The 12,702-nt window shown below is 39.5% G+C and carries 11 protein-coding genes and 1 pseudogene; 7 read left to right on the forward strand and 5 right to left on the reverse strand.

Annotation, left to right across the window (positions count from 1 at the left end; genetic code table 11):
- Nucleotides 1-11: 11 nt before the first annotated feature.
- On the reverse strand, nucleotides 12-1,253 hold the full coding sequence (locus P20495_RS06010) for a malic enzyme-like NAD(P)-binding protein (protein WP_008137651.1): 1,242 nt from the start codon (nucleotides 1,251-1,253) through the stop codon (nucleotides 12-14).
- Between the two features lie 523 nt (nucleotides 1,254-1,776).
- Nucleotides 1,777-1,992, reverse strand: coding sequence for a 50S ribosomal protein L31 (rpmE, locus tag P20495_RS06005; protein ID WP_007377245.1), 216 nt, complete (start codon nucleotides 1,990-1,992; stop codon nucleotides 1,777-1,779).
- 232 nt (nucleotides 1,993-2,224) lie between these two features.
- On the opposite strand from rpmE, the gene priA reads away from it, so the two are divergent.
- From priA to P20495_RS05980, 5 genes and pseudogenes are all read left to right on the forward strand, one after another.
- Nucleotides 2,225-4,411: a primosomal protein N' gene (gene priA / locus P20495_RS06000; protein WP_008137654.1), complete on the forward strand. Its 2,187-nt coding sequence runs from the start codon at nucleotides 2,225-2,227 to the stop codon at nucleotides 4,409-4,411.
- A 20-nt stretch (nucleotides 4,412-4,431) separates the two neighbouring features.
- A pseudogene (locus tag P20495_RS05995) lies at nucleotides 4,432-4,957 on the forward strand (SPOR domain-containing protein).
- A 79-nt stretch (nucleotides 4,958-5,036) separates the two neighbouring features.
- Nucleotides 5,037-5,555, forward strand: coding sequence for an ATP-dependent protease subunit HslV (hslV, locus tag P20495_RS05990; RefSeq protein WP_002958366.1), 519 nt, complete (start codon nucleotides 5,037-5,039; stop codon nucleotides 5,553-5,555).
- Nucleotides 5,556-5,566: 11 nt separating this feature from the next.
- Nucleotides 5,567-6,895: an HslU--HslV peptidase ATPase subunit gene (gene hslU / locus P20495_RS05985; protein WP_007377248.1), complete on the forward strand. Its 1,329-nt coding sequence runs from the start codon at nucleotides 5,567-5,569 to the stop codon at nucleotides 6,893-6,895.
- Nucleotides 6,896-6,957: 62 nt separating this feature from the next.
- A complete protein-coding gene (locus tag P20495_RS05980; protein WP_008137660.1) occupies nucleotides 6,958-7,332 on the forward strand; it encodes a gamma-butyrobetaine hydroxylase-like domain-containing protein in 375 nt (124 codons plus the stop codon).
- A 30-nt stretch (nucleotides 7,333-7,362) separates the two neighbouring features.
- Here the strand turns inward: P20495_RS05980 and P20495_RS05975 are convergent, their stop codons facing one another.
- The 3 genes from P20495_RS05975 to P20495_RS05965 form a co-directional block, all read right to left on the reverse strand.
- A complete protein-coding gene (locus P20495_RS05975) occupies nucleotides 7,363-9,243 on the reverse strand; it encodes a methyl-accepting chemotaxis protein (protein ID WP_008137662.1) in 1,881 nt (626 codons plus the stop codon).
- Nucleotides 9,244-9,363: 120 nt separating this feature from the next.
- Nucleotides 9,364-10,395, reverse strand: a complete 1,032-nt coding sequence (locus P20495_RS05970) for an MJ1255/VC2487 family glycosyltransferase (protein ID WP_007377251.1) — start codon at nucleotides 10,393-10,395, stop codon at nucleotides 9,364-9,366.
- Entirely contained in the window at nucleotides 10,392-10,931 is a 540-nt protein-coding gene (locus P20495_RS05965) for a phosphatase PAP2 family protein (RefSeq protein WP_008137665.1), read from the reverse strand. Before P20495_RS05965 ends, P20495_RS05970 begins: the two co-directional genes overlap by 4 nt.
- 205 nt (nucleotides 10,932-11,136) lie before the next feature.
- Here P20495_RS05965 and rraA point away from each other — a divergent pair, with 205 nt between their 5' ends.
- Together rraA and P20495_RS05955 are read left to right on the forward strand one after the other, a co-directional pair.
- On the forward strand, nucleotides 11,137-11,634 hold the full coding sequence (gene rraA / locus P20495_RS05960) for a ribonuclease E activity regulator RraA (protein ID WP_007377253.1): 498 nt from the start codon (nucleotides 11,137-11,139) through the stop codon (nucleotides 11,632-11,634).
- Between the two features lies 1 nt (nucleotide 11,635).
- Entirely contained in the window at nucleotides 11,636-12,685 is a 1,050-nt protein-coding gene (locus P20495_RS05955) for a formimidoylglutamase (RefSeq protein WP_008137667.1), read from the forward strand.
- The last annotated feature ends 17 nt before the right edge of the window (nucleotides 12,686-12,702 follow it).

Raw genomic sequence — 12,702 nt, forward strand, 5'->3', positions numbered from 1 at the left:
ACGGTATAGATTTACTGCATATAGCTTTCTGGCAAATCAATTTGTGCCACACCCGACTCAACAGCAGCAAGAGCAACCGCTCTTGCTATACGTGGTAATAAACGTGGATCCATCGGTTTTGGAATAATATATTGAGCACCAAATTCCAGCTTATCAACACCGGCAGCTTTTAGGACCTCTGCTGGTACAGGCTCTTTTGCAATACTACGAATCGCTTCTACTGCTGCTATTTTCATTTCATCGTTAATTGCACTTGCGCGCACATCTAGTGCACCACGAAAAATAAACGGGAAACACAAAACATTATTCACTTGGTTTGGATAATCAGAACGCCCTGTCGCCATAATTAAATCGTTGCGTGCGCTGTGTGCAAGTGCGGGATCAATTTCAGGGTCGGGGTTTGAGCACGCAAAAACAACCGGCTTATCAGCCATCAGTTTTAAATCATCGGCTGCTAACAAATTAGGCCCAGATACACCAACAAATACATCAGCATCAGCAATAACATCTTGCAACGTACGCTTATCCGTATTGTTAGCGAATAGTTGTTTGTACTCGTTTAAATCATCACGACGAGTATGAATAACGCCTTTACGGTCAAGCATGTAAATGTGTTCACGCAGTGCACCACACTTAATTAACAGTTCCATACAGGCAACTGCAGCCGCACCAGCACCTAAACATACTATAATAGCCTCTTCTATCGATTTCTCTTGCACTTCAAGTGCATTCAACATACCAGCGGCTGTTACAATTGCAGTGCCGTGTTGATCGTCATGAAAAACCGGAATACTACAGCGCTCAATCAATGCCTTTTCAATTTCAAAACACTCTGGGGCTTTAATATCTTCAAGATTAATACCACCAAATGTATCGGCAATATTAGCAACCGTGTTAATAAAGTCTTCTGTTGTTTTATGCTTCACTTCGATATCAATAGAATCAAGGCCTGCAAAGCGCTTAAATAACAGCGCCTTGCCTTCCATTACAGGCTTTGATGCCAAAGGGCCTAAATTACCCAAGCCCAAAATTGCAGTACCATTAGTGATAACTGCAACCATATTACCTTTACCGGTATATTTATAAGCATTTGCAGGATCAGCAGCAATTTCACGCACAGGTTCAGCAACACCTGGGCTATATGCTAAAGCTAAATCTTGAACCGTTTCGGCAGGCTTGGTTAGCTCAATGCTGATTTTTCCTGGAACGGGATGAGAATGGTAATGTAGTGCTTGTTCACGAAAGTCTGACATAACGCGATTGTATCCTGCAATTTAAGTTAAAGTGAGAGGTGTTGTCTGGGTTACGATACCCTTATTATTTTTAAATTCCAAGCAATATCAGGTCTATCCTGTTATATGCTAGATTCATTAATTTTAAGAGGTTTTTCAGTAACTTTGCGAAGATATAGCGACATTTCATAAATAGAAATTCATATAAAAAGCATTTTTAGAGGTACTTTTAGCCGCGAGCCATTTTCTCTAAAAACGACTATCAAATTTTTAGTATAAATAACTATAAACAGCTTAATAGTCTACTTTAAAAACATTTATCTTCACGTTAGCTACATTTAACAACTTAGTTAAAAAATGAACACTTCAAAATATAGAGACTATTACGTACTTTGTCTGCAAAGGTTTATGCATACTCAGAATAAGAACAAGAAATAGTTATGCAAAGGAGATAACGTATAAATAGGCAGGAAAAGCACGTAAAGATAAATTTCAGGCACAAAAAAAGCACCCTAAGGTGCTTCTTTTAACTAAATAGCAAAAATTACTTCTTGCTACCAAGTGCACCGAAACGCTTGTTGAAACGATCAACACGTCCGCCAGTGTCTAAAACTTTTTGCTTACCAGTGTAAAACGGGTGACACGCAGAACATACGTCTAAGTGAATGTTTTTACAAAGAGTAGAGCTTGTTTCGAATTCATTTCCGCATGAACATGTTGCTGAAATTACTTCGTACTTAGGGTGAATACCTTCTTTCATAGAAACCTCTAGTTAAGGCCGCATCGCTCTCCAAACCCGTAGTTTGGTACCATACGTCGTTAAAACAAATTTGTTGGTGGCGGATTTTATCCAACAACTACCGAGCACACAAGGTTTAATTATAATTTTTTGCTAAAAAAGTAACCAAATAATAAAATGACTATAATTTGCTAGTAGGTTTTTAACTGTATATTTAGTACATTACACCATTAATTTTATTGGTTGAGTTGTTATGCGTTTTGTTGAAGTTGCTATTAAAGTCCCATTACCGCGCACCTTTGATTATAAAGTAGATGAACAGCTCTCAGGCTTGGTTTCTGATCTGAAGCCCGGAATGCGCGTTTTGGTACCCTTTGGTAATCAGCGTAAAGTGGCTGTTATATTAGCAGTAAAAAAGAGTACTGAAGTACCCGAGAGTAAAATTAAAAGCATTTTTGAAGTTATCGACGATACCCCAATATTATCTAGCGAACATTTAGATCTCCTTAGTTTTACAGCGCGTTATTATTGTTACCCACTCGGCGAAACGATTCATATAGCTCTGCCTAGTGCACTACGCCAAGGTGAATCACCAGACAAAACAAGCATTAACATGGTAATGCTTACCGAAAAAGGCGCTAAAGTACCGTCATTAAAAGCTAAAACTCAACTCAACTTATTAAAACAGTTATCACAATCAGGTAAGTCATCGTTAACCGAACTAAAAGCACTTGGCTTTAGTAAAAAAACAATAGATAGCCTCATTGCTAAAGAACTCATCACACAAACTATCGAACACGATAACCAATGGCAAAGCGTTGCGCCAACCGTCGGTAGTAAACCGGTACTTAATAAAGAACAAGCAGTGGCCTGTACAGCAATCAATCAAAGTACCGGTTTTAGCAGCTTTTTATTAGAAGGCGTAACGGGCAGTGGTAAAACTGAAGTGTATTTACAGTGCTTAGAAGAAGTATTAAAACGTGGCGAGCAAGCCCTCGTACTCGTGCCCGAAATCGGCCTAACACCGCAAACGGTAAACCGTTTTCGTCGCCGCTTCCCAGATACACCTGTTATGCTTTGGCACTCAGCACTTACCGACAACGAACGCCTACAAACATGGCGATTTTGTGAAAAAGGCAGTTGTGCGATAGTTATTGGCACACGTTCGAGTATTTTTCTGCCATTTTTAAAACTCGGTATGATTGTTGTTGATGAAGAACACGACTCGTCATTTAAACAACAAGATACCCTTCGTTACCATGCTCGTGATTTAGCCGCTTATAGAGCTTTTCAGCATAAAATTCCGCTTATATTGGGCAGCGCCACACCAGCTTTGGAAACGCTCCACAAAGCACTTAATAACAAATATCAGTTATTAAGCTTAACCGAGCGCGCGCAAACAGCCACCGACAACCAGTTCAAATTACTCGATATGAAAGGTCAACCCGATCAAGCCGGTATAGCCCATGCTAGCCTTGCCACTATGCGACAACATTTAAACCGCGGTAAACAGGTTATGGTGTTTTTAAATCGTCGAGGTTTCTCACCCACTCTTATTTGCCATGAGTGTGGCTGGCTAAGTGAATGTAAACGCTGCAGTACCAGCGCCACTTTTCACAAAGCGATTGGGCAAATGATCTGCCATCACTGTGGCGACCAGTACCCTGTTCCTCACCAATGCCCTGATTGTGGCAGCACGCAAATATTTCCTAACGGCAAAGGCACAGAGCAAATTGAAGAGTTTTTATCAACCGAATTCCCTGATACACCCGTTACTCGCATAGACCGCGATTCAACTCGCCGTAAAGGTAGCCTTGAAAAAGCACTAGATGAAATAAACCTAGGCGGCGCACGCATTTTAGTGGGCACACAAATGCTTGCCAAAGGCCATCACTTTGCAGATGTGAGCCTTGTTATAATTTTAGATGTAGATAGCGGCTTATACTCATGCGACTTTAGAGCAACAGAACATTTAGCGCAATTAGTCACCCAAGTAGCGGGGCGTGCTGGACGTTCAGGAGAGCCTGGTCAAGTGTTATTACAAACACACTTTCCAGAACACCCTCTTTTGCAAGACTTAGTTAATAATGGTTACCAAGACTTTGCCCGCTTTGCACTGAGTGAGCGCGATGATGCTGACTTACCGCCCATTACAAATATGGCCATTGTGCGTGCACAAGGACATAGTATTAAACTAGTAGTCGATTTTTTGACGGATTTGGTTCCTGTGAATGGGGTATCTGGTATACAATTGCTCGGTCCGATCCCTGCCCCACTTGAAAGAGTCGCAGGTATGTATCGTTTTCAATTGCATATTCAAGCGCAAGATCGTCGCATATTACATCAGTACCTTGCGCAAATGGTTGATTATTTAAGCTCAAGCAAACTTGCACAAAAAGTGCGTTGGAGCTTAGACGTAGACCCTATAGACATGATTTAGGTTAAGGCCAAAATAACGCTATGGCACAGCACGATTACATTAACAAAAAACCAGCAAATAGAAAAACACTAAAAAAGCACCCACTAAAAACCATTTCCAATTTTTTTAGTGAGCATTGCTATTTTACTTGTAGGTGGTTTCGTTTACGGATTATGGTTTATTAAAAGTAATGCCGATCCAAAACTTGTCGAAAAGCAAGCTCACCCAACTGCGCCTGAAAAAGTAGAAGTTGTTATTCCACGCACGCCGGAATTTATTAAAGAAATTAGAAACCACGAAATTCAAGTTGAAGTAAAAGAGCTTGAACAAAAAGGTCCTTATGTTATGCAATGCGGTTCGTTCAGAACTCATGCACAAGCTGAATCGTTAAAAGCTAAAATAGCATTCGCAGGGCTCATTTCTGAAATAAAACAGGCTGAGGGCAGTAATGGTACTTGGTATAAAGTGCGCCTAGGTCCTTATAAAACCAAACGCCAAGCTGAAAGTGATAAAAACAAACTTAAACGTGTAAAAATAGTCGGCTGCGGAATTTGGGGCTGGACTTGAAAATAAACCATTCACCCATATAACCTCTTCATAATCGTTTTTTACGAGTTGCCTCTGCAGCTCGATGATGAGGAATAACATGACTACTATCGTAAGTGTACGCCGTGGCGACAAAGTTGTAATTGGCGGGGATGGCCAAGTGTCTCTTGGTAACACCGTAATGAAGGGCAACGCCCGTAAAGTTCGACGTCTTTATAATGGCAAAGTAATCGCTGGTTTTGCCGGCGGTACTGCTGATGCCTTCACTCTTTTCGAACGCTTTGAAAGCAAATTAGAAATGCACCAAGGAAACCTAACTAAAGCCGCAGTAGAAATGGCTAAAGATTGGCGAAGTGACCGTGCACTTCGAAAACTCGAAGCACTGCTCGCTGTAGCAGACGAAACAGCCTCTTTAATTATTACCGGTAACGGTGATGTGGTTCAGCCAGAAAATGACCTAATTGCAATTGGCAGTGGTGGTAACTTTGCCCAATCAGCAGCAACAGCCTTATTAGAAAATACCGACTTAAGCGCTCGTGAAATAGTAGAAAAAAGTTTAACTATTGCAGGCAACATCTGCGTATTTACTAATAACTTCCAAACAATCGAAGAATTATAATAGGAACTATTATGTCTGATATGACCCCAAGAGAAATTGTTCACGAGCTAGATCAGCATATTATAGGTCAGGCTAAAGCTAAAAAAGCAGTAGCTATCGCGCTTCGTAATCGCTGGCGTCGTATGCAATTAAATGAAGATTTACGCAGCGAAGTAACACCAAAAAATATTTTAATGATTGGTCCAACCGGCGTAGGTAAAACAGAAATTGCACGCCGTTTAGCAAAATTAGCGAATGCGCCATTCATTAAAGTAGAAGCGACTAAGTTCACTGAAGTTGGCTATGTTGGTAAAGAAGTTGAGACAATCATCCGCGATTTAGTCGATGTATCAATTAAAATGACTCGCGAACAGCAGACTAAAAAGTTTAAACATCGCGCCGAAGAAGCAGCAGAAGAGCGCATTTTAGATGCCCTTTTACCTCCTGCAAAAGACCAATTTGGCGAAAGCCAACGCGACGATAATTCATCAACACGTCAAACATTCCGTAAAAAGCTACGTGAAGGTCAGTTAGATGATAAAGAAATTGAAATCGATTTAGCACAAGCACAACCAAATGTAGAAATTATGGCGCCTCCTGGTATGGAAGATATGACCAACCAGCTACAAAGCATGTTTCAAAACATGGGCGGCGATAAGCGTACTAAACGTAAACTAAAAATCAAAGAAGCCTTCAAACTATTAACGGAAGAAGAAGCCGCTAAATTAGTAAATCCTGAAGAGCTAAAAGAGCAAGCTATTTTTGCAGTAGAGCAAAACGGTATTGTGTTTATTGATGAAATAGACAAAATTTGTAAGCGCGGCGATTCGTCTGGTCCAGATGTGAGCCGAGAAGGTGTTCAGCGCGACTTGCTACCGCTAATTGAAGGCTCAACAGTAAACACTAAACACGGCATGGTTAAAACTGACCATATGTTGTTTATTGCCTCTGGTGCGTTTCAGATGGCAAAGCCATCAGATATGATCCCAGAGCTACAAGGTCGCTTACCGATTCGAGTAGAACTTGAAGCACTTACTGCAGATGACTTTAAACGCATCCTTACAGAGCCTCATGCATCGCTTACTGAGCAACAACGCGAGCTACTTAAAACTGAACAGGTATCAATTGAGTTTAGTGATGATGCAATTGAGCGTATTGCTAAAGCAGCTTGGCAAGTTAACGAAAAAACCGAAAACATCGGTGCTCGTCGTCTTCATACTGTAATGGAAAGATTGATGGAAGAGATTTCATACGATGCTTCTGAAAAAGCAGGTTCGTCTTTAGTAATCGATGCCGCTTATGTTGAAAAACACTTAGGTGCACTTGTTGAAGATGAAGACTTAAGCCGCTTTATTCTATAAAACGAATATAAACGTTATACTAAAAGCCTCCATATTGGAGGCTTTTTAATGGGATATATTAAATGAAACACGTAACAAAAGTGCATTACCACAGTGTGAGTAAAAATCTAGATGTTTACTTTGATGATGACAGCCAAGCCGTCTTTAGCTGTGAATTTTTACGTGTTCACTCCCCTTCTGCTGAAGTGCAAGGCCATGGCTCTGGTCCAATGAAGCTAGTACTTAATAAGCAAGATGTAGGAATAAAAAGTATTGTACCTGTTGGACACTATGCCTTGCGCTTAGATTTTGATGATGGCCATAATAGCGGGTTATTTAGCTGGCACTATTTTGCAAAACTGCAAGAGCAGCACGATACATTGTGGGCTGAATATTTAGAGCGTGTAATTGAGCTCAAGCAAAGTAAAGACAGTGTACCAATAAAGTTTATTCCTTAAACTTTATTGGTTATTTTTTACAAGCTTTATTTATACCTTAAACTTATCAATCGCGCTAAATAACACACGAGCCTGCTCAGATACTTCTTCACTTGTTTGTGCATTGTTCGCGGCATGCCCTGATGCATCTTGAGCAATATCACGAATACGCACTACATTTTTATTAACCTCTGACGCCACTTGGCTTTGCTCGTCAATTGCGACGGCTATTTGAGTACTCATTTCCATTATAGTTTGTACATCTTCCGTAATTGCACCTAATAATTCTCCAGCTTTAATCGCTTGCGAGGCACTTTCATCGCCTTGTGAACGACACTGATGCATAATACTCACAACTTCTTGAGTGCGCTGTTGTAATGTATTAATAATCCCTTCAATCTCGCTAGTAGACTCTTGTGTACGTTGTGCAAGTGAGCGGACTTCATCTGCTACTACGGCAAAACCACGACCATACTCACCAGCTCGAGCAGCTTCAATTGCAGCATTAAGTGCGAGTAAATTTGTTTGCTCAGCAATACCACGGATCACATCAAGCACAGAACCAATTGTCTCCCCATCTTTTTCGAGCTGTGATACCACACTCGATGCATTCCCAAGGGATTCAGATAGGTCTCTAATATGCTTAACCGTTGAATCCACTTCATTACGCCCTTGCTGTGCACTTAAGTTGGTCGATTCCGCTTTTTTGGCTGCTGCTTCGGTATTATGAGAAATATCTTGAATAGTCGCCTGCATTTCAGTTGCCGCGGTTGCTACCATATCTGCTTCATGAAGTTGCTCTTGCATACCTGAACTTGTTGCTGCAGTGCTTTCTGATAAATGCTCAGTGGCTACATTAAGCGTATTTAAAGCCGTGTTGACTTCATTTATTAAGTTTCTAAAGTCACCAATGAGGCTATTAAAATCGATTGTCATGGTGGTAATTTCATCTTTACCTGTTTGCTCTATCATCACACTTAAATCATTATTACGACGAATGTCGTTAATGGTGTGATAAACACGCTCTATAGGTACAATGATTGAGTGACTGGTAAAGTAAACAAGCGCTAGAACAATCACACCTGCAATTACAAAAACCAAAATGGCTAAAAATTGTGCTTGCTCTACACTCTTTTCAACTTGTAGTTTTGTTTCTTTAACAATTTGAGTAACAATTACATCGCTTTTATTGACGCTTTCTCGCATCACACCTAACGCACCAGAATTAAGGTCTAAGCCTAATGCTGTTTGCGCTTGTACAAGTGTTTCAAACTCATTTTGATACATATCAATCAAAGGGGTTATTTTTGCTTTGTAGCTGCTTAGCAGATCAGTCGATGCTATCTGTTGCTTAAACGTATTTATGCCTTCATTAAATCGCTCTAAGTATTTAATATCAAATCTCAGCATAAAATCTTTTTCTGAGCGCCTAAGTTGCAACATAGATGATAAAAGCTTGTAGTCTTGCTGCTCTTTCAGCAGTACTTCGACTTCATGCACAGCAGCTCTGAGCTTACCATATAAGCCATCTTTAGGATTCAGCCCAATCTCTTTTTGTAATTTAACAACAGTATTAAAATCATTGTTATAACTATTAATTAGTTGCTCAAAATGCTCAACCTGAGCAGCAGAAATATCTTGTTGGCTCATTGATTGCTTTAATTTTGTAATTTTACTACTTAACTGCTTAAAATCAGTTTCAAATTCAGTTAACGCTTCTTCGTGCTTATAAAATAGAAAATTTTTCTCATGTTTACGCAGTGCTAGTGCATGTACATTAAGTTCTTCTGCTAATTGAATAGTCTTATTTAAGTTTAAGGTTGTACGTGATTCAAAAATGATCACACATAAAAGAATCACCATAGCTAAACCAACAACAACTGCGTTTAATTGCAAACGTCGTTTAATAGTTAAGTTTTGTAAAAAAATCATCGCAAACGCCTTTATTAAATATGCTTTAATATTATAGCTTATTGAGTCAAAGCAACTAATTAAATTAATAGATTTTTATTTTATATAGTTATTTAGTGTTGTTAATTTTAGTTTTCATCATTATAAATTCACACTTCCCCATAAACCTTTATGTAATGAGTGTGTATTATTCCATTGTTTTTTAAGCAGCCAAAAAATTAAAGGTGCGGGATCACTGGGATAATTAATCTGTTTATTTTGTGGCGCAGTATTCCAATCATCAAGCGCTTGGGGATTTAAATAACTCATTACATGTGCCATACCCATTGCAAGTAGCGTTTGTGCATTAGCGCCTTGCTCAAACTGCCCGTCTAAAGGTTTTAATAATAATTTTTTTCCTAATTTTAATGCTTCACTAGCAAGCTCAAACCCTGCGTTTCCTATTACGCCACTTGTATTTGCTAAATCATTTAAAAAGCCAGTGCGTGAAGGGGAACGCAAATGTATATGTCCAATAGATTGATTACAGGCGTGCGGGTGATAACAATAAAACTCTTTTTCGGGGAAGTCTTTTAAATAATCTATAATGCTGTCTAAATTTTCGAAAGGTAAATACACCAATACTTTATTCATAACCGCCACTGGATTGCCATGTTGATGATTAGCGATAAAAGGGGGAATAATATTATGCGCGAAAGGCTGCCAATGAACACCTAAATACGTATTGGCTGGTGCGTAGTATTTAATAAGTGACTTACGTAAAATCCCGCGACTAAACATAGGCACACTACTGGACAAAAATGCGGCCTGATGGCTAATTCCAACAACCGGAATTCCAGCCCTTTTTGCAGCCCATGCAGAAACTGGCTCAAAGTCATTGAGTACAAAATCATACTGTTTTACATCGAGCGACTTTATATCTGCAAGCAATTTACAAGGGCGCGCGTTGCTAACTGTTCGATAGCTTTTTACTTGACCATTTTCTGTATCAAAAGATAACCCCCGAAAACTTTTATACTGCCCAAACTCTTGCATATCAAAGTAGTCTTTTTTAGCACGTCCTGAAAAAATATAATCAACATCAATTCCTAATTCCTTAAAACCACTTGCCATGACCCGAGCGCGAGTAATATGACCATTCCCAGTACCTTGAATACCATATAATATTTTCATTCAGGCACCACTAATGCTAAAGAAAATATCGCACATGAACTACCAACCACAGCACCTAGAATAATATCCGCGGGAAAATGAACCCCGAGTACAACTCGAGAAATTGCCACTCCCGAGGCCCAGCCAAATAATAGCCAAGTATATTCAGGAAAAAAATGGCTTAAGATCACCGCGACTAAAAATGCGGCTGCACTGTGCCCTGAAGGTAAACTAAATTTATCACTAGGTACTATGTAAGCGTTTGTAACTAAACAATCGCACGGCCGAACCCGAGCAAAACGATTTTTAGCTAAAAAGTAGATAGGTCTTTCTATCGCAAATCCGAGTAGCAAAGTTACTGGTAATAACTGATATGGTTCATTGTTACTTAACCACCATACAGCCCCACATATGAGTAGATAAAGGCCACCATCACCACTTTTTGATAGTCCAAATGCGATTACTTTCAGCCATGAAGGCGATTTACAATTAAACAGAGTTAAAAATAATTGCTCATCTATTTGAGCTACTTTTTTAAGCATATTATTACCATCCATCACTTACTCCTAGCTGCATAATATATGAACACTGTTTTAGCTTAGGTGTTGTAAATAACAATTGCGTGACGCTTTTAAGACACTATTGTTGCTTTTATTGATTCCCTTCTTATTTTGCCTAAATTTACTGCGATTAAGTCGTTGTTATTGCTTATGAGGAGGGTATACTGAGGTATAAATTAATGTACCTTTTGAGGATAAAATAATGGATTACAGCACTTCTGATTTATGCGACCACTTTGCTGATGTGGTTGACGTGCTAGAACCAATGTTCATCAACTTTGGTGGTCGCCACAGTTTTGGTGGTCGCATTAAAACGGTTAAATGTTTTGAAAATAATGAACTGATCCGCGAATTACTTTCTCAAGATGGTACTGGCTTAGTGCTTCTTATTGATGGCGGTGGTTCAACTCGTCGTGCGCTTATCGACATCGAAATAGCCGAACTTGCACTCGAAAATAACTGGAATGGCATTGTTGTATACGGCGCAGTACGTCATGTCGATGAGCTTGAAGAACTTGATTTAGGTATTCAAGCAATTGCCTCAATACCGGTTGCTGCCGACAGCGAAGGTGCTGGCGAAGACGCAATAGGTGTTAACTTTGCTGGTGTATCATTTTTTGATGACGACTTTATTTATGCTGACAGTACTGGCATTGTTTTATCTGCTGAAGAACTAGAATTGGAAATCGTAGAAGCATAACGTGACCAATCATTTAAAGGTATATGATGAAAGCGCGGTTAAAGCGATTTGCTCTATCCGCGCAAACGAAAAAAAAGCTTGGCAAGCAATGGCCTTGCTCGATACTCAAGTTAATGTGCAACAAGCACTTATTGATGCCGCACAGTTTGGTATTCGCTATGTATTACTCGGTATTTGCGAAGATATTGGCCCCAAAGCAAACCTAGGAAATGGCGGTGCAGACGAAGCGTGGCCGGCTTTTTTAACGCGTTTTTTAAACCAACCTCATAATCAATTTATTGCTACACAAAAAGTACTTTTATTAGGTGAAGTCAATGTTGATGATCTAATGGCAAAAAGTAAGCAGCTTGATAATCAACAGCCTAAACAGTTAAATCAATTACGAAATTTATGTCAGCAACTCGATGAACGAGTAGAAAATGTATTATCCCTTGTATTTAAAGCAGGTCTTGAGCCAATTATTATTGGCGGGGGGCATAATAACTGCTTAGGTATTATTCGTGCTTTAAGTAAATATAAAAATACACCGGTTAATGCCATAAATTTTGATCCTCATGCCGACTTTAGAGACTGTGAAGGCCGTCACAGTGGCAACGGTTTCCGTTATGCCTACAACGAACAGCTCTTAAATAATTATCACGTGATTGGTTTGCACGAACTGAAAAACAATCAAGCTATTCTTGAAGCTATGGCTAACGCTAATTTTAAATTTAATAGCTACCAATCGATAAAAGTGAGACGGGATATTACACTCACTCAAGCCGTTAATAATGCACTAAATAGCTTTGATAACTTACCACTTGGAGTTGAAGTAGATTTAGACAGCATTTCTTACATGCCAGTAAGTGCCTATACGTGCAGTGGATTTAACGTGGACGACAGTGAGCACTTTGTGCATTTAGCCGCTAAAAACCGTCAGTCTCAGTATTTACATTTATGTGAAGCTGCACCAAATCAGCATCCAAATAACGTTGAGAATGGCATGCAACACTGTGGGCAAGTAATTAGCGCGCTAGTGAATACCTATTTACAAGCTAAAGAAGGTCTTTAGTAAACGCCTTACTTTTA

Origin of the sequence: Pseudoalteromonas sp. BSi20495 (assembly GCF_000241185.1) — a bacterium.
Taxonomy (GTDB): domain Bacteria; phylum Pseudomonadota; class Gammaproteobacteria; order Enterobacterales; family Alteromonadaceae; genus Pseudoalteromonas; species Pseudoalteromonas fuliginea.